Source organism: Mitsuaria sp. BK037 (assembly GCF_014193045.1).
GTDB lineage: Bacteria > Pseudomonadota > Gammaproteobacteria > Burkholderiales > Burkholderiaceae_C > Roseateles.
Genome location: NZ_JACHYS010000005.1, coordinates 19,625 through 42,688, shown reverse-complemented (window position 1 = coordinate 42,688; position 23,064 = coordinate 19,625). Strand labels below are relative to the sequence as shown.

The 23,064-nt window shown below is 69.2% G+C and carries 23 protein-coding genes and 1 pseudogene; 17 read left to right on the top strand and 7 right to left on the bottom strand.

Going from position 1 to position 23,064, the window contains the following annotated elements; all coding sequences use genetic code 11:
- The first annotated feature begins 198 nt into the window (after positions 1-198).
- The 6 genes from FHT37_RS24760 to FHT37_RS24735 all read left to right on the top strand — a co-directional run bounded on the left by FHT37_RS24760 (position 199) and on the right by FHT37_RS24735 (position 6,997).
- Positions 199-1,491, top strand: coding sequence for an HD-GYP domain-containing protein (locus FHT37_RS24760; protein WP_147240327.1), 1,293 nt, complete (start codon positions 199-201; stop codon positions 1,489-1,491).
- Positions 1,488-3,650 carry an EAL domain-containing protein gene (locus tag FHT37_RS24755; protein ID WP_310739789.1) on the top strand — a complete coding sequence of 721 codons (2,163 nt, stop codon included), beginning with the start codon at positions 1,488-1,490 and terminating at the stop codon, positions 3,648-3,650. The genes FHT37_RS24760 and FHT37_RS24755 overlap by 4 nt, the downstream gene beginning before the upstream one ends.
- A 105-nt stretch (positions 3,651-3,755) precedes the next feature.
- A complete protein-coding gene (locus FHT37_RS24750) occupies positions 3,756-4,079 on the top strand; it encodes a DUF1840 domain-containing protein (RefSeq protein WP_183485852.1) in 324 nt (107 codons plus the stop codon).
- The gene (locus FHT37_RS24745; protein WP_183485850.1) at positions 4,080-4,757 is read left to right on the top strand and encodes a histidine phosphatase family protein; all 678 of its coding nucleotides are present in this window, start codon (positions 4,080-4,082) and stop codon (positions 4,755-4,757) included. It begins immediately after the preceding gene.
- A 93-nt stretch (positions 4,758-4,850) separates the two neighbouring features.
- The gene (locus FHT37_RS24740) at positions 4,851-5,927 is read left to right on the top strand and encodes a sterol desaturase family protein (RefSeq protein WP_183485847.1); all 1,077 of its coding nucleotides are present in this window, start codon (positions 4,851-4,853) and stop codon (positions 5,925-5,927) included.
- Between the two features lie 125 nt (positions 5,928-6,052).
- Positions 6,053-6,997: a porin gene (locus FHT37_RS24735; RefSeq protein WP_183485844.1), complete on the top strand. Its 945-nt coding sequence runs from the start codon at positions 6,053-6,055 to the stop codon at positions 6,995-6,997.
- A 111-nt stretch (positions 6,998-7,108) separates the two neighbouring features.
- Here the strand turns inward: FHT37_RS24735 and ruvB are convergent, their stop codons facing one another.
- The 4 genes from ruvB to FHT37_RS25760 form a co-directional block, all read right to left on the bottom strand.
- Entirely contained in the window at positions 7,109-8,173 is a 1,065-nt protein-coding gene (gene ruvB, locus FHT37_RS24730) for a Holliday junction branch migration DNA helicase RuvB (RefSeq protein WP_183485841.1), read from the bottom strand.
- Positions 8,174-8,201: 28 nt separating this feature from the next.
- Positions 8,202-8,771, bottom strand: coding sequence for a Holliday junction branch migration protein RuvA (ruvA, locus tag FHT37_RS24725; protein WP_091731218.1), 570 nt, complete (start codon positions 8,769-8,771; stop codon positions 8,202-8,204).
- 110 nt (positions 8,772-8,881) lie between these two features.
- Positions 8,882-9,535 (bottom strand): response regulator transcription factor, encoded by a 654-nt coding sequence (locus FHT37_RS24720; protein WP_091731221.1) that lies wholly within the window; start codon positions 9,533-9,535, stop codon positions 8,882-8,884.
- A 159-nt stretch (positions 9,536-9,694) separates the two neighbouring features.
- Positions 9,695-11,173, bottom strand: a complete 1,479-nt coding sequence (locus FHT37_RS25760; RefSeq protein WP_310739788.1) for an ATP-binding protein — start codon at positions 11,171-11,173, stop codon at positions 9,695-9,697.
- 92 nt (positions 11,174-11,265) lie between these two features.
- On the opposite strand from FHT37_RS25760, the pseudogene FHT37_RS24710 reads away from it, so the two are divergent.
- Positions 11,266-12,213, top strand: a pseudogene (locus FHT37_RS24710) (PhoH family protein); the annotation flags it as partial.
- A 350-nt stretch (positions 12,214-12,563) separates the two neighbouring features.
- Positions 12,564-13,010, top strand: a complete 447-nt coding sequence (gene ybeY / locus FHT37_RS24705; protein WP_147240334.1) for an rRNA maturation RNase YbeY — start codon at positions 12,564-12,566, stop codon at positions 13,008-13,010.
- A 39-nt stretch (positions 13,011-13,049) separates the two neighbouring features.
- Here the strand turns inward: ybeY and FHT37_RS24700 are convergent, their stop codons facing one another.
- Together FHT37_RS24700 and hemB are read right to left on the bottom strand one after the other, a co-directional pair.
- A complete protein-coding gene (locus FHT37_RS24700; protein ID WP_183485831.1) occupies positions 13,050-14,144 on the bottom strand; it encodes a magnesium transporter CorA family protein in 1,095 nt (364 codons plus the stop codon).
- 31 nt (positions 14,145-14,175) lie between these two features.
- Complete coding sequence (gene hemB, locus FHT37_RS24695; protein WP_183485829.1) at positions 14,176-15,183, bottom strand: porphobilinogen synthase; 1,008 nt, start codon at positions 15,181-15,183, stop codon at positions 14,176-14,178.
- A 218-nt stretch (positions 15,184-15,401) separates the two neighbouring features.
- On the opposite strand from hemB, the gene FHT37_RS24690 reads away from it, so the two are divergent.
- The 7 genes from FHT37_RS24690 (at position 15,402) to FHT37_RS24660 (ending at position 20,520) form a co-directional block, all read left to right on the top strand.
- A complete protein-coding gene (locus FHT37_RS24690) occupies positions 15,402-15,830 on the top strand; it encodes a CopD family protein (RefSeq protein WP_091731235.1) in 429 nt (142 codons plus the stop codon).
- A 7-nt stretch (positions 15,831-15,837) separates the two neighbouring features.
- Positions 15,838-17,049 (top strand): VanZ family protein, encoded by a 1,212-nt coding sequence (locus FHT37_RS24685; protein WP_091731238.1) that lies wholly within the window; start codon positions 15,838-15,840, stop codon positions 17,047-17,049.
- Positions 17,046-17,378 carry a ferredoxin gene (locus FHT37_RS24680; protein ID WP_091731244.1) on the top strand — a complete coding sequence of 111 codons (333 nt, stop codon included), beginning with the start codon at positions 17,046-17,048 and terminating at the stop codon, positions 17,376-17,378. Before FHT37_RS24685 ends, FHT37_RS24680 begins: the two co-directional genes overlap by 4 nt.
- A gap of 16 nt (positions 17,379-17,394) precedes the next feature.
- Entirely contained in the window at positions 17,395-18,030 is a 636-nt protein-coding gene (locus tag FHT37_RS24675; RefSeq protein WP_183485826.1) for an alpha/beta hydrolase, read from the top strand.
- A gap of 13 nt (positions 18,031-18,043) precedes the next feature.
- Positions 18,044-19,213 carry a D-alanyl-D-alanine carboxypeptidase family protein gene (locus tag FHT37_RS24670; protein ID WP_091731251.1) on the top strand — a complete coding sequence of 390 codons (1,170 nt, stop codon included), beginning with the start codon at positions 18,044-18,046 and terminating at the stop codon, positions 19,211-19,213.
- 110 nt (positions 19,214-19,323) lie between these two features.
- Positions 19,324-20,205: a D-amino acid aminotransferase gene (locus FHT37_RS24665; RefSeq protein WP_091731254.1), complete on the top strand. Its 882-nt coding sequence runs from the start codon at positions 19,324-19,326 to the stop codon at positions 20,203-20,205.
- Between the two features lie 24 nt (positions 20,206-20,229).
- Positions 20,230-20,520, top strand: a complete 291-nt coding sequence (locus FHT37_RS24660; RefSeq protein ID WP_091731258.1) for a DUF493 family protein — start codon at positions 20,230-20,232, stop codon at positions 20,518-20,520.
- Between the two features lie 15 nt (positions 20,521-20,535).
- Here FHT37_RS24660 and FHT37_RS24655 read toward each other — a convergent pair whose 3' ends face one another.
- On the bottom strand, positions 20,536-21,213 hold the full coding sequence (locus FHT37_RS24655) for a tetratricopeptide repeat protein (protein WP_183485823.1): 678 nt from the start codon (positions 21,211-21,213) through the stop codon (positions 20,536-20,538).
- Positions 21,214-21,274: 61 nt separating this feature from the next.
- Between FHT37_RS24655 and lipB the strand changes: the two genes are divergently transcribed.
- Positions 21,275-21,943 (top strand): lipoyl(octanoyl) transferase LipB, encoded by a 669-nt coding sequence (gene lipB, locus FHT37_RS24650; protein WP_147241840.1) that lies wholly within the window; start codon positions 21,275-21,277, stop codon positions 21,941-21,943.
- A gap of 30 nt (positions 21,944-21,973) precedes the next feature.
- Positions 21,974-22,984 carry a lipoyl synthase gene (gene lipA / locus FHT37_RS24645; protein WP_147241839.1) on the top strand — a complete coding sequence of 337 codons (1,011 nt, stop codon included), beginning with the start codon at positions 21,974-21,976 and terminating at the stop codon, positions 22,982-22,984.
- The last annotated feature ends 80 nt before the right edge of the window (positions 22,985-23,064 follow it).

Genomic DNA, 23,064 nt, shown 5'->3' with positions numbered 1-23,064 from the left:
GAAAGTCTCCTGAATATTTATGAGAATGCGGGCTGCGCGGGATCATAGGGGTCCTCAGGAAAAACCCGTGACAAGTTGCACGCACAGTCCGGGATCATGCGCGGCGCCGCGCGATGGACGCGCTTTTCATTTAAGTTGCGGCCCTGGGCAGCCGAAGCTGCTGACGAGGGCGTCTGAACCGGGCGCGGAACTACAAGAATGAAGGACAGATCGGCCGATCCGCTCATCGATGTGAACCAGCTGAAAGTGGGGATGTTCATTCATCTCGACCTCGGCTGGATGTCGCATCCCTTCCCGCTCAGCAGCTTCAAGCTGAGTTCGGAGGAGCAGTTGCTGATCCTGCGCCGGCTGGGCCTGAAGCAGGTGCGCTGGAGCCCGGGCAAGAGCGAGCTCCCGCTGGAAGCCACGCCGATGCCGCCGACGGCCGCCGCTCCGGCCGTGGTCGCCGAGGCCGCTCACGACGCCGAGGACGATGCCCGCGAGCGTCATCGTCGGCTGCTGGCCGAGCAGCGCGAGGCGCTGCTGCTGTGCGAGCGCCAGTACGCCGAGGCGGCCACCGCCCTGCGCGACCTGATCGACCTGGTGCCGCGCGAGCCGACCGACGCCCGCGACCGGTCCGCCGCGCTGTCCCGCGCGCTGCTGGACAAGATGCTGGTCGAGGGCGACATCAACATCCGCCTGCTCAACGAGGGTGCCGGCGACCGCGGCACCGCGCATGCGCTGAACGTCGCGGTGATCGCGATGCTGCTGGGCCGGGCCTTCGGCCTGGGGCGCGACGAGATGCTGGACCTCGGCCAGGGCGCGCTGCTGCACGACATCGGCAAGATGGAGCTGACGCCCCGCTTCCGCCATCGCGACGACAGCTTCACCGCCGCCGAGGTCGCCGCGTACCAGCAGCACGTCGCCAAGGGCGTGATGGTGGGCCAGAAGATGGGGGTGGGCGCCGGCCCGCTGCTGATCATCGCCCAGCACCATGAACACGCCGACGGCAGCGGCTTCCCGCAGCGCCTGAACGCCGACCGCATGAGCATCGGCGCCCGCATCGTGGCACTGGTCAACCGCTTCGACGGGCTGTGCAATCCGCTGCTCAGCTCCAAGGCGATGACGCCGCACGAGGCGCTCTCGCTGATGTTCGCGCAGGGGCGCAGCCGTTTCGACGCCACGATGCTCAATGCCTTCATCCGCATGATGGGGGTGTACCCGCCGGGCTCCGTCGTGCAGCTGACCGACGACCGCTATGCGCTGGTCGTGGCGGTGAACTCCTCGCGGCCGCTCAAGCCCCGGGTCATGGTCCATGACGCCAAGGTGCCGCGCGAGGAGGCCCTGGTCCTGAACCTGGAAGAACTGCCCGACCTCGGCATCCGCCGCAGCGTCAAGCCGCAGCAACTGCCGCGGGCATCGCTGGACTACCTCAGCCCGCGCAGCCGCATCGCCTATTTCTTCGAGTCGGCCGGCCCGCAGCCCATGCCGCCCGGGGAGATGGCCGCGTGAACTTCCCCGCCCGATCACCGGTCGCAGCGCCCGCCGCGTTCAACACCGCTTTCCTGCCGTTGATCGACGGCCTGCAGGAAGCGGTGTGGCTCGTCGATGCGCGCACCCATTGCGTGGTCGCGGTGAATGCGGCGTCGCAGCAGCTGCTGGGCATGGCATCGAAGGATCTGGTCGGCGCGAGCGTCGAGTCGCTGGCCTCGACGCCGGAGGATGCGCTGTTCTGGATGGACGCCGCCGTCGGTCGCCGCGAGAGCCTGCACACCGACACGATGATGCGTCACGCCGATGGACGCATGCTGTGGGTCTCGCGTCGCATCAGCCACGTGGCGCAGCCGCAGGGCGACGGGCTGTGGCTGGTCGCCATGCGCGACCAGACCCAGCAGCGCCAACACGACGAGGAGCGGGAGACGCTGCTCGCCGAACTGCGCGCGACGCTGGAATCCACCGCCGACGGCATCCTGGTGACCGACCTGGCGGGACGCATCCGCAGCTTCAACCAGCGGCTGGCGTCGCTGTGGGGCATTCCCGAAGACCTGCTCAACGACCGCAACGACGAGGCCGTGCAGGCCTGGATGCGTCGCAGCGTCGTCGACGGCGCCGCCTACGCGATGCGCCTGGGCGCGATCCAGGAATCGCCGCTGCTGCACACCAGCGACAACCTCAAGCTGATCGACGGCCGCGTGCTGGAGCGCGTGTCGCTGCCGCAGTGGAGCCGCGGTCGGCCGATCGGCCGCGTCTACTCGTTCCGCGACCTGAGCGAGAAGCTCGCGGCGCACCAGCGCATCGAGGAGCTGTCCCACAACGACATGCTCACCGGCCTGCCCAACCGGCGCGCGCTGATGGAGCGCGTCGACTACGCGCAGGCCATGGCGCGGCGCGAGACGAGCCCGTTCGCGCTGCTCAACGTCGACCTGGACCGCTTCAAGCAGATCAACGACACGCTGGGCCATGCCTATGGCGACCGCGTGCTCAAGGAAGTCGCGCTGCGTCTGAAGGAGTCGCTGCGCGAGGTCGACACGGTCGCCCGCCTGGACGGCGACGAGTTCGCGCTGCTGATCCATCAGGCCGATGCCCGCGGCGCGGAGCACGCGGCGCGTCGCGTTCAGGAGGCGATGTCGCGCCCCTTCTGCTTCGACACCCTGAGCTTCACCGTCACCTGCAGCACCGGCATCGCGCTGTTCCCGGGCGACGGCGCCAGCGCCGAGGAACTGCTCGCCAGCGCCGAACGCGCGATGCACTGGGTCAAGGAAAGCGGCCGCAGCGCGTTCCGCTTCCACCAGCCGCGCAAGGACGTGGACCTGCTGTCGCGCATGCGGCTGGACCACGCGATGCGCCAGGCGCTGCAGGAACACGAGTTCCGGCTGCACTTCCAGCCGCAGGTGTCGCTCGAGACCGGCGAGCTGATCGGCGCCGAGGCGCTGATCCGCTGGCGCGACCCGCTGCGCGGCGACGTGCCGCCGTCCGAGTTCATCCCGGTCGCCGAGGAGAGCGGCTTCATCGTCGCGATCGGCCAATGGGTGCTGCAGCAGGCGGTGGCGCAGGCGGCGGCATGGCTGGAGAAAGGCCTGCGCGTGCCGGTGGCGGTCAACGTGTCGGCGCTGCAGTTCCAGCAGACGCAGTTCGTCGAGCAGGTCGCCCAGGCGCTGCGCGCCTATGACCTGCCGCCGTCGCTGCTGGAACTGGAACTGACCGAATCCGTGCTGCTGCGCGACGCGGACGAGGCGCTGCATCGCATGCAGGCGCTGTCGGAGCTCGGCGTGCTGATGGCGATCGACGACTTCGGCACCGGTTATTCCAGCCTCGGCTACCTGAAGCGCTTCCCGATCCAGCGGCTCAAGATCGACCGCAGCTTCGTCAAGGGCCTGCCGGGCGACGCCAGCGACGCCGGCATCGTCAACGCCATCGTGCAGATGGGCCGCGCGCTGAACCTGCAGGTCATCGCCGAGGGCGTGGAGACCGAGGCGCAGCGCGACTTCCTCGCCCGCTGCGGATGCCACGAGTACCAGGGCTTCCTGTGCGCGCCGGCGCTGGAGACGCGGGCCTTCGAAGAGCGCCATGCCCAGATCGCCGCGCAGGCCCAGGCCGGGCAGGCGGCGCGCGCGCAGACCGCGGTGCTGCGTCCGGCGCGCGCGTCGGTGCACCTGCTGCGCGGCGCCTGACGCGGACGGCCGCGCGCGGGCGCGGATCGGGAGACCTCTCCACTGGCGTTCCAACGACGACGGCACAATGCGCCGGTGGCCGCCGTCGACGGCCGGGAGACAAGCGTGCTGTACAAGTTCAAGTCGAAGGCGGGCGCCGACGTCATCATGCTGGCGGCCCATGGCGATCAGGCGCTGAAGGCGCTGGGACGCGAGCCCGCGGCGCAGGGCATCTTCCAGGCCGGGGACCTGCCGGCGCTGATCGCGCGCGGCGAGGCGGCCATCGCCGAGGAACAGCAGGCGCTGGACCGCGCCGCGCAGGAGGCGCAGGCCGAGGGCCGCAAGGCGCCGCCCAAGCCGGAGGTGATGCTGCGTCAGCGGCTGTGGCCGCTGCTGGAGCTGCTGCGCGCCGCGCAATCCGCCAATGCCGATGTGGTCTGGGGCGTCTGAGTGGAATCGACCCAGATCCTGGCGATCCGGCACGGCGAGACCGCGTGGAACCGCGAAGGCCGGCTGCAAGGCCACCTCGACCTGCCGTTGAACGCGATGGGGATGCGCCAGGCCGAGCGGCTCGGCGCCGCGCTTGCCGAGCACGCGATCGACGCGGTCTACGCCAGCGACCTCGCCCGGGCCGCGGTGACCGCCCGGCATGTCGCGGCGCCGCATGGGTTGGAGGTCCGCCACGATAAGCGCCTGCGCGAGCGGGCGTTCGGCGTCCATGAAGGCAAGCTCTGGACCGAGGTCGAGGCCGCGTTCCCCGAGGACGCGCTGCGTTGGCGCCGCCGCGATCCGGACTTCGAGCCGTCCGGCGGCGAGAGCCTGACCGCGCTCTATGCGCGCTGCATCGCCGTGGTGTCCGAGCTGGCCGCGGCGCACGCCGGGCAGACGATCGCCATCGTCGCGCACGGCGGCGTCCTGGACTGCCTCTATCGCGCCGCGACCCGCATCGACCTGCAGGCGCCGCGCAGCTGGGTCCTGGGCAATGCCAGCATCAACCGGCTGCTGCATTCACCGCAAGGCTTCAGCCTGGTGGGCTGGAACGACGACCATCACCTGCACGGCCTGGCGCTGGACGATCCCGGCGTGCCCGGATTCATGCCCACCGCGCCGCAGACGGCCAAGGCCTGAGCCTGCGGACCGCGGCGACCGGACGCCTCAGGCGTCGGACCGTGGCCGCGACATCGACAGAAGCGCCGCATCGAGCGCTCATCGAGGAGACACATGACCGACGCACAGATCATCGTGCTGGCCACGCCGGTGTTCTTCGCCCTGATCGGGCTGGAGTACTGGATCGGCCTGCGCCGCGGCCGCAACACCTACCGGCTCAACGACGCGATCAGCAGCATCGCACTGGGCATGCTCAGCCAGGTCGTGGGCGTGCTGACCAAGCTCTTCACGCTGGGCATCTACACCTGGGTCTTCGAGCATGCCGCGCTGGCGAAGCTGGACGCGGGGGCCTGGTGGGTCTGGCTGCTGGGACTGCTGTTCTACGACTTCCTCTATTACTGGCATCACCGGCTCGGCCACACCACGGCGCTGCTGTGGGCGGCCCATGCGGTGCATCACCAGAGCGAGGACTACAACCTGTCCACCGCGCTGCGCCAGACCGGCAGCGGCTGGCTGGTCGGATGGATCTTCTACATGCCGATGGCGATCCTGGGTTTCCCACCGCTGGTCTACGCCGTGGTCGCCCTGGTCGACCTGCTCTACCAGTTCTGGGTGCACACCCAGCAGATCGGCAAGTTGGGCTGGTTCGACCGCTGGTCCTGCTCCCCGTCGAACCACCGCGTGCATCACGCCGTCAACGACCCCTATCTCGATCGCAACTACGGCGGAATCCTGGTGATCTGGGACCGCTTGTTCGGCAGCTTCCAGGAGGAACTGGACCACGAGCCCTGCGTCTACGGCACCCGTGACGCGCTGCGGAGCTGGAATCCCTGGACGGCGAACGTCCAGGTCTACGCCCGGCTGATCGGCAAGATGCGACGCACGCTGCGCTGGCGGGACAAGCTGCGGCTCTGGTGGGAGCCGGCGCATTGGGAGCCCGGCCTCGGTGCTCGCATAGCGCCCGGCTACGACCCCCGGGCGCGGGCGCTCTTCGACCCGGCGGTCGCGCCCTCGCGCGCGTGGGCGGCCGCGGCGATGTTCCTGTTGATGCTCGGCGCGGTGGCGCTGTTCCTCTGGAACGCCCACAGGCTCGGGGCCGCAGGGCAGCTTGCCGTGCTGGTCGGACTGCTCGCCGGACAGGTGCTGACGGCCCGTCTGCTTACACCTTTGCCGCCTGGATCCCACCCCTAACGGGGAACTGTTGCAATTTCGCGTCGAGTGTTATGGGTGCGTGCAACGCACTTCTATACTCCGCACACCTTGCAGTACCGCCATTGAGCCAGACCGGCTGAAACCTCCAACTGATGAAGGTGGATATGAAGAAGATTGCAATCGCTGCGGCCATCGCGGCTCTCTCCGCACCGGTGTTCGCGCAAAGCTCCGTCACGCTCTGGGGCCGCATCAACACCTCGGTGGAAAGCATCAAGACCGGCAACCGCGACCGCGTTGCCTCGGTGATCAACAACAACTCCCGTCTGGGCTTCAAGGGTACGGAAGACCTGGGTGGCGGCCTGAAGGCCAGCTTCGCCCTGGAGCACGGCCTGAACTCGGACGACGGCCGCCAGACCAACTCGGCGTTCTGGAACCGTGAAGCCAGCGTGCAGCTGTCCGGTGACTTTGGCGCCGTCCGTCTGGGCCGCTGGACCCCGGGCTCCTACTACGCCACCGCCGACTACGTGTCGATGCACAACCACGACACCGGCACGTCGGAAGACAAGCTGTACTCGGGCGCCGGCTTCACGCAGACCAACAAGGTCGGCTACTTCACCCCGAACGTCAGCGGCTTCAACGCCGAGTTCGCGCTGCACGCCGGTGAAGGCGTCGATCCGCGCGGCTACGACGTGGCGCTGAACTACGACCAGGGCCCGCTGCACCTGGGCGCTGGCTACAGCAAGCAGGGCGACGCCAACCAGTGGGCCATCCGCGGCCTGTACGAACTGGGTGCCTTCACCTTCGGCGGCTACGCGCAGCGTGAAGACGACTCGCGTTCGCTGGGCAAGGACAAGCGCTGGATCGGCCGCGCCGCCGTGATGTACACGATGGGCCAGTCGGAATTCCACCTGAACGTCGGTGGCACCAAGGCCGGTGGCTCCTCGTTCAACAGCGGCCGCAACGGCGGCAAGCAGTACACGCTGGCCTACAACTACAACCTGAGCAAGCGCACCAAGCTCTACGCCTTCTACACCGCCGTGGACGCCACCACCGCGAACAAGGCCGACGACCTGAACTCGTTCGCTCTGGGCATTCGCCACAACTTCTGATCCCCGGATCAGGAACGACAAAGGCGCTCTTCGGAGCGCCTTTTTCATTGGTGCCGTCGTTCGGTGGCGCGGCGCTCGCCGCCGCGTGCCTTGCCCGGTCCCCTGATTCGATTACTCGAGGTCGAACAGCTGCCCCGCCTGCTTGGGCGGCGCCACGCCGAGGTGGCGATAGGCCGCCAGCGTCGCGATCCGTCCCCGCGGCGTGCGCTGCAGGAAGCCCTGCTGGATCAGATAGGGCTCGATGACGTCCTCGATGGTGCCGGGCTCCTCGCCGATCGCGGCGGCGACGTTGTCCAGACCCACCGGCCCGCCGTCGAAGCGATGCACCACCGCCTCCAGCAGCTTGCGGTCCATCAGGTCGAATCCCAGCGGATCGACATCCAGCATCGCCAGCGCCTTCTCCGCGATCGTGCGTGTGATGGTGCCGTCGGCCTTGACCTCGGCGTAGTCGCGCACGCGGCGCAGCAGCCGGTTGGCGATCCGCGGCGTGCCCCGCGAGCGCCGCGCCACCTCCAGCGCCCCGGCCGGCTCGATCGCCGCGCCGAGCAGCGAGGCCGAGCGCGTCACGATGCGCTGCAGCTCGTCGGCGGTGTAGAACTCCAGCCGCGCCACGATGCCGAAGCGATCGCGCAGCGGGTTGGTCAGCATGCCGGCGCGCGTCGTGGCCCCGACCAGCGTGAAGGGCTGCAGGTCCAGCTTGATCGAGCGGGCCGCCGGGCCCTCGCCGATCATGATGTCGATCTGGTAGTCCTCCAGCGCCGGGTACAGGATTTCCTCGACGACCGGCGACAGCCGGTGGATCTCGTCGATGAAGAGCACGTCGTTGCGCTCGAGGTTGGTCAGGATGGCCGCCAGGTCCTTGGGTTTCTCCAGCACCGGCCCGCTGGTCTGGCGCAGGTTCACGCCCAGCTCCGCGGCGACGATGTGGCTCAGCGTGGTCTTGCCCAGGCCGGGGGGGCCGAACAGCAGCACATGGTCGAGCGCCTCGCGCCGCTTCTTGGCGGCGCCGATGAAGATCTCCAGTTGCTCCCGCGCCTTGGCCTGGCCGACGTATTCATCGAGCAGCTTGGGCCGCAGCGCACGCTCGATCGCGTCCTCGTTGGGCGAGGCGGGATGGGCGCTGATCAGGCGGGCCTGCTGCGGCGCGGGGGTGAAGTCGTCGGTCTGGATGCTCATGGCGAGGGGCAGGGCGGCTGGGGGCCGATCATGACAGGTGCTTCATCGCCAGCTTGATGCCGTCGCTGACGCCGACGTCCGCCGGCAGCGTCTTGAGCGCGGCGCCGGCTTCCTTTTCGCTGTAGCCCAGGGCCACCAGCGCCTGCAGGATGTCCGCCTGCGCGTCGTTCGCGATCGCCACCGGTTGCGACAGGTCGGGGCTGAGCTTGCCCTTGAGTTCCAGCAGCAGCCGCTCGGCGGTCTTCTTGCCGATGCCCGGCACCTTGACCAGCCGTCCGGCCTCCTGGCGTGACACCGCCTGCGCCAGGTCGCCGACCGACATGCCCGACAGCAGCGACAGCGCCATCTTCGGTCCCACGCCGCTGATCTTGATCAGCAGGCGGAAGGTGGCGCGTTCCTCGGCGGTGAGGAAGCCGAACAGCACATGGGCGTCCTCGCGGATGCTGAGGTGGGTCAACAGCGTCGCGCGCTCGCCCAGGTTCGGCAGGTTGAAGAAGGTGCTCATCGGCACGTCGACTTCGTAGCCGACGCCTTGCACGTCGATGAGAACCTGCGGGGGCGACTTTTCCGCGATGACGCCGGTGAGCTTGCCGATCATGGGCGCGGATTATCCGCGTTCGGCGGCGCCCGGCGGGCGTTTCGCTGGATGTTTGTCCAGTATTTTCCCGAGGCCGGCGAACCCCGCCCGGCGCGCGGCCGGCGCGGCGCTCAGTTGCGGCCGAACAGGCCCAGGCGCTGCGCTTCGAGAGCCGCCTCGGCGCGCGAGCTCACGTTGAGCTTGCGATAGATCTGCTTGACGTAGTCCGCGATCGTGTGGCGCGACAGGCCCAGCTGCACGCCGATCTCCGGCAGCGTGAAGCCCTTGGCCACGCGCAGCAGCACCTCGGTTTCGCGGTCGGTCAGCGAGACCTCGTGCAGCACCTGCGCCGCCTGCGGCCGGCGCTGCGAGGTGAAGTAGGCGATGACCTTGCGCGCGATCGACGGCGACAGCGGCGGCTCGCCCTGGCTGATGCGCTGCAGCTGCTCGACCAGCAGCTCGCGCGACTGTTCCTTGAGCAGGTAGCCGAAGGCGCCGGCCTGCAGCGCGGGGAAGAGGTGCTCGTCGTCGTCGTGGATGGTGACGATGACCGACTGGACCTCCGGCTGCTTCTCGCGCAGCGCCGAGATCACGTCGACGCCGGAGCCGTCGGGCAGGCCCAGGTCCAGCAGCGCCAGCGTGAAGCGCTGCGTGCTGACCTGCTGCAGCGCGTCCTGCACCCGCGAGCATTCGGTGACCACCGCGTTGGCGAAGACCTGTTTGACCAGGACCTTGAGCCAGGCGCGGATTTCGGGAATGTCTTCGAGCAGCAGGATGTGGTTCATGGCGCGGGATTCTTGCTCAGGAATGAGGCGCCGGCAGCCTGCCTGGCGGGTGTTTGCAACGGTACGGCTTTCTCGGCGGGCTGACCATCCGGATCGGCGCCGGAGTGTGGCGTCGTCGGCAATGGATCACGCCGCGGGCGGCTTTGCAGCCAGCGCGCCTCAAAGCGGGATGGTCAGCCGGATCACCGTGCCCCAGCCGGGGCCGGACTCGACCAGGCACTGGCCATGCATCTGCTTGGCGCGCGCCTTCATGCTGGCCATGCCGTGTCCCTTGTCCAGGCGACCTTCCAGCTCGAGCGGGATGCCCTGGCCGTTGTCCTGGATCACCACCGAGAAGTAGCCGTCCTGGGCCGAGCAGCTGATCACGCAGTGCGTCGCGCCGCTGTGCTTGATGATGTTGCTGACCGACTCGCGCAGGATGCGCGTGGTCTGCACGTAGGCGCGCGCGGGGAAGGTGTGCTCGATGTCCTCGGCCGGCGATTTCCATTCCGCCAGGATGTTGGCCTGGGCCAGGCGGGACACCACCTCGGCGCGCCAGTCGCCGAGCGCGTCCAGCAGCTGGACCGGCTTGCCGGTCAGGCCGCGCACCGACAGCCGCATTTCCTCGAGCGCCTCGCGCGCCAGCGTCGAGATGCGGTCCGACTCGCTGGTGTGGACGATGGTGAGCAGCTTGGCGCCGAGGTCGTCGTGCAGGTCGGCGGCGATGCGCTTGCGCTCGCGCTCGGTGACCTGCTCCAGCTTGGCCTCGGCGACCTGGTCGAAATGGCGCTCCAGTTCCGCGATGCGCTCCTGCAGGCGCAGTTCCCCCTGCAGCACGGCGAGCTCGGCCTGCGTCAGCGCGCGGGCGAACTCGCGCACGCGATGCAGGCCCAGGCCCAGCAGCGACAGCGGGCCGAGGATGCCGGCCAGCCCGCTGCCCGGCAGGAACCAGGCCGACAGCACCGCCAGCGCGCCGAAGCCGATCAGCACGCAACTCAGGACGAAATCGAAGCGCGGGTAGCGCTCCTCGAGCGTCGGCAGGAACATGTCCTGCCACAGCTGCCAGAGATGCCATCCCATGGTCACCAGCAACTGGGCACCCAGCCACCACAGCGCGAAGCCGGCCACGCGCGAAGCCGGCACCGGCAGCAGCAGGGCGGCGGGGAAGAGCAGGGCCTGCGCCAGCAGCAGGCGATGCAGGCGCCGGTCGCGGCGCCGCGTGCGACGCATCAGGTAATGGACCGCGCACCAGAGCAGCCACGGCGCCAGGACCACCGCGATCGCCGTCTGCCAGGAGGACAGCGGCGACAGGCCGACCATGACCACCCAGCCCGGCATCAGCGCCAGCAGCCAGGCGATGTGGCGCTGGGCGCGGCGCTGCCAGATCAGCAGGCCCAGCGCGAAGGCCATCAACACCAGCGCGGACTGCAGGCCGTAAGCCAGCTGCGGCGCGAGCTTGCTCCAGAGCGTCGCGAAGGACCAGGTGGAGATGCCCTCGCCACCGGCGGCCGCGGCGCCCGCCACCTGGGCGAGGCAGACCGGCACCGCCAGGGTCAGGGCGGCCGCGGTGCCGGCGGCGAACTGCCTCGCGGCGCCCGGTGCCGCCGCGGCCGAGTTACGGCCGGCGGCCTCCCCGTGTTGTTCTGTGGTCCGGTGCATGGGGCGCGATTGTGCAGGCGCGGCACGCGCGTGGCACATCGACGCGCGACAATACCGCCCTCAACCCCCCTGAATACGGAGCTTCCTCCGCCTTGAACCTGCGCCACGCCTTCACCCCCGCCGACAACCGGCGCCTGTCGCACCTGTGCGGCCCGCTGGACGAGCACCTCCGCCAGATCGAGGCGGCCCTGTCCGTGCGGATCACCCATCGCGCCGAGCACTTCAACATCGAGGGCGAACGCGCCGCGGCGCAGCGCACGCTGGCCTTGATGGAGGCGCTCTACGCGCGGGCCGACCGGGCCATTCCCGGCGAGACGTTGCGGCTGGCGATCGTCGAGGCGGCCAACGACGTGGGCGCGCCGGCCCGGTCCGGCCCGGCCACGCCGGACGACGAGGACAACGTGGTGCTACGCACGCGCCGCGCCGACCTGGCCGGACGCACGGCCAACCAGCATCACTACCTGCGCCGGATCCTGTCGCATGACATCAGCTTCGGCATCGGCCCGGCGGGCACCGGCAAGACCTTCCTCGCGGTGGCTTGCGCGGTGGACGCGCTCGAGCGTTCGACGGTGCAGCGCATCATCCTGACGCGTCCGGCCGTGGAGGCCGGCGAGCGGCTGGGTTTCCTGCCCGGCGACCTGACCCAGAAGGTCGATCCCTACCTGCGCCCGCTGTACGACGCGCTCTATGACCTGATGGGTTTCGACCGCGTCACCAAGGCCTTCGAGAAGGGCCAGCTCGAGATCGCGCCGCTGGCCTTCATGCGGGGCCGCACGCTGAACCATGCGTTCGTCATCCTCGACGAGGCCCAGAACACCACGCCCGAGCAGATGAAGATGTTCCTGACCCGCATCGGCTTCGGCAGCAAGTGCGTGGTGACCGGCGACACCAGCCAGATCGACCTGCCGCGCGGCATGCACAGCGGGCTGGTCGATGCCGAGCAGGTGCTGGACGGCGTCGACGGCATCGCGATCACGCGCTTCAACCGGACCGATGTGGTGCGCCATCCGCTGGTGGCGCGCATCGTCCAGGCCTACGAGGACCGGGACGAAGTGGCGGCCCGCGAGGAGGCCCGCGAGCAGCAGGAGCGCGAAGCCCGCTTCGCCGAGGAGCGCGAGGAGCGCCGCCTGCGCGCCATCCAGCTGCGCGAAGCGTCGGCGGCCCGCTTTGACGACGCAGCCGCGCCGGGGCCTGCGCCTGCGAAGCCTGCTGCGAAGAAGGCGGCGGCAAGGCCGGCGGTCGCAAAGCCGGCGGTCGCCACGAAGGCCGTGGCCAAGGCGCCTGCCGTGAAGAAGCCCGCCATCAAGAAGCCTGCGCTGAAGAAGTCCGCGCCGAAGAAGCCGGCGGCGAAGACATCCGCCGCAAAGCCGGCTCGCAAGGGAGTCGCGCGATGAGCCGTCCGGAACTGAGCCTGTCGCTGCAATTCGCCGATCCGCGCCACAAGGCGCAGTTGCCGCGGCACAAGGTCATCCGCTGGATGCGCGCGGCGCTCGAGCTGCCGGGCGAGATCACGGTGCGCATCGTCGACGCGGAGGAAGGACAGGCGCTCAACCGCGAGTACCGGTCGAAGGACTACGCGACCAACGTGCTGACCTTCGACTACACGCACGAGCCGGTGGTCGCCGCGGACCTGGTGATCTGCGCCGAGGTCGTCGAGCGCGAAGCCAGGGAGATGGGACTGGACCTCGCCGCGCATTACGCGCACATGCTGGTCCACGGCACGCTGCACGCGCAGGGCTACGACCACGAGGAAGACGACGAGGCCGAGTGCATGGAAGCGCGCGAGACCGAGATCATGCTCGGCCTGGGTTTCGCCGACCCCTACGCGAAGCGCTGAGGCGGGGCGCCGAGGCCGGCGCCCGAGCGCTACTGCTCGCTACTGCTGGGAGCCGAGATAGCGCTTGCGCCAGAAGAAGGCGCCGAGCGCCAGCGCGGTGACCACCATCACGCCGACGGCGATCCAGAAGCCGGTGGCGGCGTGGATCAGCGGCAGGTTGTCGAAGTTCATGCCGAAGACGCCGGTGATCAGGTTCAACGGCAGGAAGATGGCCGTGAGCACGGTCAGCGTCCGCATGATGTTGTTGGTGCGCTCGCCGGTGAGCGAGAAGTGCATCTGCACCGAGGTCTCCGCGGAGGTCTCCAGCCGCCGGACATGGGTCAGCACCCGCTCGATGTGCTCGAGCACGTCCCGCGAGCGCACGCGCAGCAGTTCGCGCTCGCGCTCCGCGCGGGCATCGCCGGCCGGCCATTCGCCCAGGGCGTCGATCCACTCCTGCACCGCGCTGCGCTGGTCCTCGCAGAGGTCCTCCAGCCGCGAGAGCGTGTCGCGCGCATGCAGCACGACGGACCAGTCCCGGAAGTGGCCGCGGCGGTCCAGCAGCAGGCCCTGCAGCGTCGTCAGCTGGCGGGTCAGCAGCCGGCGCAGGTCCAGGTAGCTGTCCACCATGTGGTTGACCATGCGCAGCATCAGCTCGGCCGGGCTGGTCGGGAGCCGCGTGCTGCCGCGCAGGTCGCGGCCCTCCTGCTGCGCGCCGAGCTTGCCGGCGAAGTAGTCGCGCAGCGAGCACTCGCCCGGATGCACCGTGATCAGGATGCGGTCGAAGACGGCGAAACCGACGGGACTGGTGTCGATCGCCTTCAGCGCGTCGTTGACGCCCGCGGCGTTGCGCGGTTCGTCGTCGGCCAGGAGCTGCTGGCTGCCCGGTATCGTCGCCAGCCGGCGGAAGACCATGAGGTCGTACCAGCTGGTGTAGTCGAAGTGCGAGGGCAGCTGCGGATTCATCAGGTCCGAGACATGCAGGTCGAGCAGCTGCGCGCCCGACCAGCGTGTCAGCCGCTGCTGCAGCGCGCCGAGTTGCAGTTCGAACTCGCGTCGCGGCAGGCCGATCCACAGGAAGCCCTCCGGGGGGAGGTCCTCGGGCAGCGCGGCCAGTTCCTCGTAGAGCGCGTCGCTGAGATGGAAGATGCGCATGCGTCGGTCGGGCAGGCCGCGTGCCGCGGCCTCAGGCACCGGCGCGCAGCAGACGCGCCGCGTCCATCGCGAAGTAGGTCAGGATGCCGTCGGCCCCGGCGCGCTTGAAGGCCAGCAGCGCCTCGAGCATCACCGCGTCGTGGTCCAGCCAGCCATTGGCGGCGGCGGCCTTGATCATGGCGTACTCGCCGCTGACCTGGTACGCGAAGGTCGGGACGCGGAATTCCTCCTTCACCAGGCGCACGATGTCCAGGTAAGGCATGCCGGGCTTGACCATCACCATGTCGGCGCCCTCGGCCAGATCCAGGCCGACCTCGCGCAGCGCCTCGGCGCTGTTGCCCGGGTCCATCTGGTAGGTTTTCTTGTCGGCCTTGCCCAGGTTGGCGCGCGAGCCCACCGCGTCGCGGAACGGGCCGTAGAAGGCGCTGGCGTACTTGGCGCTGTAGGCCATGATCCGCGTGTGGATGTGCTCGTCAGCCTCCAGCGCGGCGCGGATGGCGCCGATGCGGCCGTCCATCATGTCGCTGGGGGCGACGATGTCCACGCCCGCGCGCGCCTGGACCAGCGCCTGCGCCTTGAGCAGTTCCACGGTGCGGTCGTTCATGATGTAGCCCTGCTCGTCCAGCACGCCGTCCTGGCCATGGCTGGTGTAGGGGTCGAGCGCGACGTCGGTCAGCACGCCCAGGCCCGGGACCTGTTCCTTGAGCGCTCGCACGACGCGCGGGATGAGGCCGTCGGGATTGGTCGCCTCGATGCCGTCGGGCGTCTTCAGCGCCGGGTCGATCGCCGGGAACAGCGCTATCACGGGGATGCCCAGTTCCACGCATTCCTGGGCGACGGGGATCAGCCGGTCCAGGCTCAGCCGCGACACCCCGGGCATGGACGCGATCGGTTCGACGCGGTTGTCCCCCTCATGGACGAAGACCGGAAAGATCAGGTCGCTGGCGTGCAGGCGGTGTTCGCGGACCAGCGCCCGGGTGTAGGCATCGCGACGCAGGCGACGTGGGCGGCTGGCGGGATAAGGTGCGGGAAGTTGCATGGTTTCCGAGAAATACCACCGGGTTGGGGGGCGCTAGGGGAAAGCCGAGATTCCGAAATTCGGCAGATCTGTTAAAGTCGCTCCTGAATGATAGCCGTTCGGCTGTCGTTCCCTGCTTTTCCTCCCTGAGCAGGAGCCTTAGCGTGATGACAGCGATAAGGCTTTCCGACCCCGGCTGTGAAGCCGGGGTTTTTTTTCGCGCCATCCATAATGCCGCGATGCTCTGGATCAAAGCGCTTCATATCATTTTCGTCGCCGCGTGGTTCGCCGGCCTGTTCTACCTGCCGCGGATCTTCGTGAACCTGGCCATGGTGCCGGCCGACAGCCATGCCGAACGCGAGCGACTGCTGCTGATGGCCCTGAAGCTCTACCGCTTCAGCAGCGGGTTGATGCTGCTGGCGCTGCTCTTCGGCGGCATTCTCTGGCTTTATTACGGCATCGGTCGCGGTCCGGGCAATGGCTGGATGCATGCCAAGCTGGCGCTGGTGGTGGTGGTGATCGGCTACCACCACATGTGTCGCGCCTTCCTGCGCAAGTTCGAGCTGATCGCCAACCGCCGCAGCCACAAGTGGTTCCGCGTCTTCAACGAGGTCTCGGTGCTGCTGTTCGCGGCGATCGTGATCCTGGTCGTCGTCAAGCCTTTCTGATCCCGTGATGCAGCGGCGCAGCTCCGCCACCTGGCTGGCCCTGTGCTACGCCGTGCTGGTGGTCTACGCCAGCCTCTACCCCTTCTGGCCCTGGCGGATGCCGCCGAGCCTGCCCTGGCCCGGCGTCATCGGCCTGCCTTGGCCGCGCTACTGGGGCAAGTTCGACCTCTGGATCAACGTCGCCGGCTACTGGCCGCTGGGCCTGCTGTGCTTTTCCGCGGTGATCCGCAGTGGCGGCGGCCTGTGGCGCGCGCTGCTGCTGACGCTGGTCGGCCTGCCGCTGCTGTCGTTCGCGATGGAGACGCTGCAGTACTTCCTCCCTGGCCGCGTTCCTTCTCTGGCGGACTTCCTGCTCAACAGCGCCGGCGCCTGGCTGGGCGCGTTCTGCGCCTGGGGCGTGCTGCGACTGGACGGTCTGGCGCGCTGGAACGGTTGGCGCGAGCGCTGGTTCGTGCCGCACAGCGCCGGCGCGCTGGCGCTGCTGGCGCTGTGGCCGGTGGGCCTGCTGTATCCGGCGCCGCTGCCGCTGGGCCTGGGCCAGCTGTTTCCCCGCCTGCGCGAATGGGCGGAGCTGCTGCTCCAGAACACGCCCTGGGAGCTGGTGCCCCGGGAACTAGCCGACGATCCGCCGCTGCCACCCGGCCTGGAAGCGATCGCCATCGCGATGGGGCTGCTGGCGCCTTGCCTGCTGGCCTTGTCGGTGGCCCGGCCGGGCCGGCGGCGGGCGCTGCTGGTGCTGGGCGCGGTGGCGCTGGGCGTGACCACCACGGCCTGGTCGACGCTGCTGAACTTCGGACCCGACCACGCCTGGGCCTGGCTGACGCCGACGACCGAGCCCGGCCTGATCGCCGGCGGCGTGCTGGCGCTGCTGGCGGCGTTCATGTCCCGGCGCGCCAACGCGGCCTGGGGCCTGGTGGTGCTGACCGCGCTGATCGCGCTGATGGCCGAGGCCCCGTCCGACCCCTACCTGCTGGAGAGCCTGCAGTTCTGGGAGCAGGGGCGCTTCGTCAACCTGTACGGCCTGGCGCAATGGGTGGGCTGGTTGTGGCCCTTCGCGGCGCTGGCCTGGCTGCTGTACGGGGTCACGCAGAGCGACCGGCCCCTGCCGCCGCGACCGCCGGAACCACCGCCGGGCGGGCGCTCTGAAGGACAAGCAGGTCGTGACGAAACGCACGAACGGCCGGTCGGTGGAAACCCTGAAACTACAATCCCGCGATGAGCTCCACCAGCTACTACCAACGCCACATCTTCTTCTGCCTGAACCAGCGCGAGGGCGAGAACGCCTGCCTGCAGCACGATGCGCAGGCCGCCTTCGACCACTGCAAGCAGCGGGTGAAAGCGGAGAAGCTCGCCGGCAAGGGCGGCGTGCGCGTGAACAAGGCCGGCTGCCTGGACCGCTGCGCCGGCGGGCCGGTGGCGGTGGTGTACCCGGACGCGGTCTGGTACTCCTTCGTCGACAACAGCGACATCGACGAGATCGTCGAGCGCCATCTCAAGCACGGCGAAGTCGTCGAGCGCCTGGTGCTCGACGATTCGGTCGGCCGCTGAGCGGGAGCCCGACTCGATGAATGCACAGACCCAGCGCCGGCAGATCGCCGGCCCGGCCGGCGAGATCGAATGCGCCGTCGACGAACCCGCGGTCGACGCCGGTCCGCTGCGCGGCGTGGTGGTGATCTGCCATCCCAATCCGACGCAGGGCGGCACGATGGACAACAAGGTAGTGCAGACGATCGCGCGCGCCTTCGTGCACCTGGGCTATCGCACCGTGCGCTTCAACTTCCGCGGCATCGGCAAGTCGCAGGGCGGCTGGGACGAGGGCCGGGGCGAGGTCGACGACGCGCTGGCCGTGATCGCCGCCTTCCGCGACGCGGCGCTGCCGCTGGCGCTGGCCGGCTTCTCGTTCGGCGGCTTCGTCGCGTCGCAGGCGGCGCTCCAGCTCGAGCAGCCGGCCGAGCGCCTGCTGCTGGTCGGTCCCGCCGCCAGCCGCTTCGGCGTCGCGACGGTGCCGGCCGATACCGTCGTGATCCACGGCGAACAGGACGATGTGGTGCCGCTGAGCGCGGTGCTGGACTGGGCACGCCCGCAGGCGCTGCCGGTCATCGTGGTGCCCGGCGTCGGGCATTTCTTCCATGGGCAGTTGCCGCTGCTCAAGAACCTCGTGCTGCGCAGCTGGCATGCCGTCGGCGAAGCGCGCGCCTAAGGATTTCCCTCGAATGAAACGCTTCCTCGCTTCCCTGGCCCTCGGCGTGGGCCTGTCCAGCTTCCTGATGGTGACCGGCGCGTCCGCGCAGGCGCCGACGCCGCCCGAGATCGCGGCCCGCAACTTCGTCCTGCTGGACCTGACCACGAACCAGACGCTCGCCGAGCGCGACGCCGACACCCCGCAGGATCCCGCCTCGCTGACCAAGCTGATGACGGCCTACATCGTCTTCGACGCGCTCAAGGCCAAACGCCTGACGCTGGAGCAGACGCTGACCGTCTCCAAGCGCGCCTGGGACGAGCGCAAGGGCGATCCCTCGCTGATGTTCATCGACACCACGATGACGCCCAAGGTCGACGAGCTGATCCGCGGGATGATCATCCAGTCGGGCAACGACGCCTCGGTCGCGCTGGCCGAGGGCGTGGGCGGCACCGTCGAGCAGTTCGTCGCGATGATGAACAAGCAGGCGCAGGCCTGGGGCCTGAAGAACACCTCGTTCAAGAACGTCACCGGCATCACCGAGCCCGGCCACAAGACGAGCGCGCGCGACATCGCGGTCATCTTCTCGCACGTGATCCAGGATTTCCCGCAGTACTACGCGGAGTACTACTCCAAGCGCGAGTACACCTTCAACAAGATCAAGCAGTCCAACCGCAACATGCTGCTGGGCCGCGACCCGTCGGTGGATGGCGGCAAGACCGGCTACACCGATGCCGCCGGCTACTGCCTGGCGGCCAGCGCCCAGCGCGACGTGCCCAACGGCAAGCGCCGCCTGCTGAGCGTGGTGATGGGCACCGCCTCCAAGGAAGCCCGCGCGACCGAGAGCCAGAAGCTGCTGAACTGGGGCTACGCCGCCTTCGACGCGGTGCGCCTGTTCGAGAAGAACCAGCCCATCACCACCGTGAAAGTGTGGAAGGGCGCGGTGCCGGAAGCCAAGCTGGGCGCGGCGGACGCGGTGTTCGTGGCGGTGCCGCGCGGCGAGGGCGGCAAGCTCAAGACCGACATCCAGCGCACCGATCCGCTGGTCGCGCCGCTGGGCCTGAACCAGCGCGTGGGCACGCTGAAGGTGACGACCTCGGGCGGCGCGCCGGTGGCCGAAGTGCCGCTGGTCGTGCAGCACGAGGTGCCGCTGGCCGGCATCTTCGGCCGCGCCTGGGACGCGATCCGTCTCTGGATCAAGTAAGCCGCGCCTGAGATCCTGACCGGCCAAGGCCCCTCGCTTGCCGGGGTTGGCGGGCCGGGCCGGCGGCGTACAGTCGACGGCTTGGGCCTGACCACTTGCGGGAGCCACCGATGACGATGCCCTGGGCCGACCTGCCCTGCTACCTCAACGGCCATCTCGGTCGGCTCGGCGATGCCCGGGTGCCGGTGATGGATCGCGGCTTTCTGTTCGGCGATGGCGTCTACGAGGCCATCCCGGTCTACGGCCGGCGCCTGTTCCGGGTCGACGACCACCTCGACCGCCTCGGACGCAGCCTGAAGGCGCTGCGGATCGAGGATCCGTATGAACGCGAGGCCTGGCTCGACCTGCTTCGCAGCCTGGTGGCGCACCTGCCGGAGGTCGAGGACCAGTCGATCTACCTGCAGGTCACGCGCGGCGTCGCGGCGCGCGGCCATGCGATGCCCAAGGACCTGGAGCCGACGGTGCTCGCGTACACGCAGCCGATGCATGCGCTGACGCCGGAGCAGCGTCACCAGGGATTGAGCTGCGTGACGGCGCGCGACTTCCGCTGGCAGCGCGGCGACATCAAGAGCATCTCGCTGCTGGGCAACGTGCTGGCGCGGCAGGTGGCGGCGGACCAGGGCGCCGACGAGACGCTGCTGATCCGCGACGGCTGCCTGACCGAAGGTTCCAGCAGCAACGTCTGGATCGTGCGCGACGGCGCGCTGCTGACGCCGCCGCCGGGCGAGGCCCTGCTGGAGGGCGTGCGCGTGCGGCTGCTGCAGGAGCTGTGCGAGGAACTCGGCATCGCCTGCAACCTGCGACCGATCGCGGAGACCGAGCTGCCCACCGCGGACGAGATCCTGCTGACCTCGGCCAGCAAGGAGGTGGCCCCGGTCACGCGGCTGGACCGCGAGCCGGTCGGCCACGGCGCGCTGCGCGGCAAGCCGGGGCCGGTCTACGCGAAGCTTTATGAGGCGTACCAGCGGGCCAAGCGCTTGCAAAGCCTCTGAGCATCCCCATTTGGATTCCCCATCATGACCTCGTTCACCAACGCCCCGATCCCGCCCGAGCAGTCGCTCATCGAATACCCGTCGCGCTTCCCCATCAAGGTGATGGGCGCGCATGTGGACGGCTTCGTCGAGGCGATCGTGAGCGTCGCCCGGCAGTTCGACCCGGGCTTCGACGCGTCCACCGTCGAGCAGCGCCCGAGCAAGGGCGGCAACTACCTGGGCCTCACCATCACCGTCACCGCGACCAGCCGCGAGCAGCTCGACGAGCTCTATCGCACGCTGACCACGCACCCGATGGTGAAGGTCGTCCTCTGACGCCTTGAGCCGCGATCAGACCGTGCCGGCGTCCGCGGCCAGCGCGTCGTCGACAGCCTTGAGCTTGTAGGGCGCCGCCTCGTCGCCGTTGCGGGCGGCGATGTCGTACCAGTAGCGCGCCAGGCGCAGGTCGCGCTCGACGCCCAGGCCCGATTCATACATCGACGCGATCAGGTACTGCGCGCCCACATCGCCGCCCTTGGCGGCCTCGCGGTACCACTGTGCGGCCTGCGCGAAATCCTTCGCCGCGCCCCGGCCCAGGTAGAACGCCGTGGCCACCGCGACCTGCGCATCGACGCTGCCGTGTTCCGCCGCCTTCAGGTACCAGGACTGGGCCTGAACCAGATCGGGACGCCCATCCTCGCCCTGCTCGTGGAACTGGCCCAGCGCCAGCTCGGCGCGCACCAGGCCCCGGCCGGCGGCGCGCACGAGCAGCGAGCGCGCGAAACGCGGATCCGGCTTCGGCACTTCGGACCTCAGATGCATCATCGCGAGGTTGTAGTCGCCGAGCGCGAGGCCTTGCTGCGAGAGCAGCCGGAACTGGCGCTCGGCGGCGGGCAGGTCGCCGCGCTCGTAGGTGGCGAGCGCCTGTTCGAGCGTCACGCGCGCGGCCGGCGCGGAGGCCGCCACGGCGGGCAGCGCGAGTCCGAGGGCGATCGCCGCAGCGGCGAAGCGCATGAGGTGGCGCGACATGGCGCACTCCTGAATGTCCCGATGCGGCCGATGCTAGGTCCATCGCGGCTAGCATGCCGGCATGCTGATCAAGACCCTGGGCCGCGTCGACTATGCGGCCACGCTGGATGCCATGCGCGCCTTCACCGACGCGCGCGGTCCAGAGACGCCGGACGAGCTCTGGCTCTGCGAATTCGACCCCGTCTACACCCAGGGCCTGGCCGGCCAGGCCGACCACGTGCTCGACGCCCAGGGCATCCCCGTCGTGCAGACCAATCGCGGCGGCCAGGTCACGTACCACGGCCCGGGACAGGTGGTCGCCTATCCGCTGGTCGACCTCAAGCGGCTGGGTATCTTCGTCAAGGAATACGTCTTCCGCCTCGAAACCGCCGTCATCCAGACGCTGGACGGCTTTGGTGTGACCGGCCACCGCGTGGCCGGCGCCCCCGGCATCTACGTGCGGCTGGACGACCCCGGGGCGCATGCCGCCCTGACCGGACCGGCCGATCCGGCCGACCCGTTCCGGGGGCTGGGCAAGGTCGCGGCGCTGGGCATCAAGATCAGCCGGCACTGCACGTACCACGGCGTCGCGCTCAACGTGGCGATGGACCTGAAGCCCTTCCTGGGCATCAATCCGTGCGGGTACGCAGGGCTCCAGACGGTGGACCTCGGTACACTCGGGGTTTTCACGGACTGGGCCACGGTGGCCCAGCGGTTCGCTGAACGGCTCGCCGCGCAGCTGGAACCCTGAGGCTCGAACCCGGAACCGAAAGAGCGCCTGATGGCAACCGAGAACGTCACCCACGAAGCCAAGAGCGCGTCCGACTACGACGCGACCGCCAAGCAGAAGGCGCAAGCCAAGACGGCGCGGATCCCGATCAAGATCATCCCGGCCGAGCAGCTGAAGAAGCCGGACTGGATCCGGGTGAAGGCGGGCAGCCCGTCGACCCGCTTCTACGAGATCAAGCAGATCCTGCGCGAGCACAAGCTGCACACGGTCTGCGAGGAAGCCTCCTGCCCCAACATCGGCGAGTGCTTCGGCAAGGGCACGGCGACCTTCATGATCATGGGCGACAAGTGCACCCGGCGCTGCCCGTTCTGCGACGTCGGCCACGGCCGGCCGGATCCGCTGGACGTCGACGAGCCGCTGAACCTGGCCAAGACGATCGCGGCGCTGAAGCTGAATTACGTGGTGATCACCAGCGTGGACCGCGACGACCTGCGCGACGGCGGTGCCGGCCATTTCGCCGAATGCATCCGCAAGGTGCGCGAGCTCAGCCCCACGACGCAGATCGAGGTGCTGGTGCCCGACTTCCGCGGCCGCATGGACCGCGCGCTGGACATCCTGAAGGCGGCGCCGCCGGACGTGATGAACCACAACCTGGAAACCGCCCCGCGCCTGTACAAGGAAGCGCGTCCGGGCTCGGACTACCAGTTCAGCCTGAACCTGCTCAAGCGCTTCAAGGAAGCGGTGCCGGGCGTGCCGACCAAGAGCGGCATCATGGTCGGCCTGGGCGAGACCGACGAGGAAATCCTCCAGGTCATGCGCGACATGCGCGCCCACGACATCGACATGATCACGATCGGCCAGTACCTGGCGCCGTCGGGCCACCACCTGCCGGTGCGCCGCTACGTGCATCCGGACACGTTCAAGATGTTCGAGGAAGAGGCCTACAAGATGGGCTTCACGCACGCGGCGGTGGGCGCGATGGTGCGGTCGAGCTACCACGCGGACCAGCAGGCCCACGCCGCGCTGGAGAAGGCCGAAGCGGAGAAGGCCTCGGCGGCTTGAGTTGGTGAGGCCGCGCGCGGCTGACGCGCCGAACGAATGACGGCTCCTTCGGGAGCCGTCATTCGTTGCGAGGTCGAACC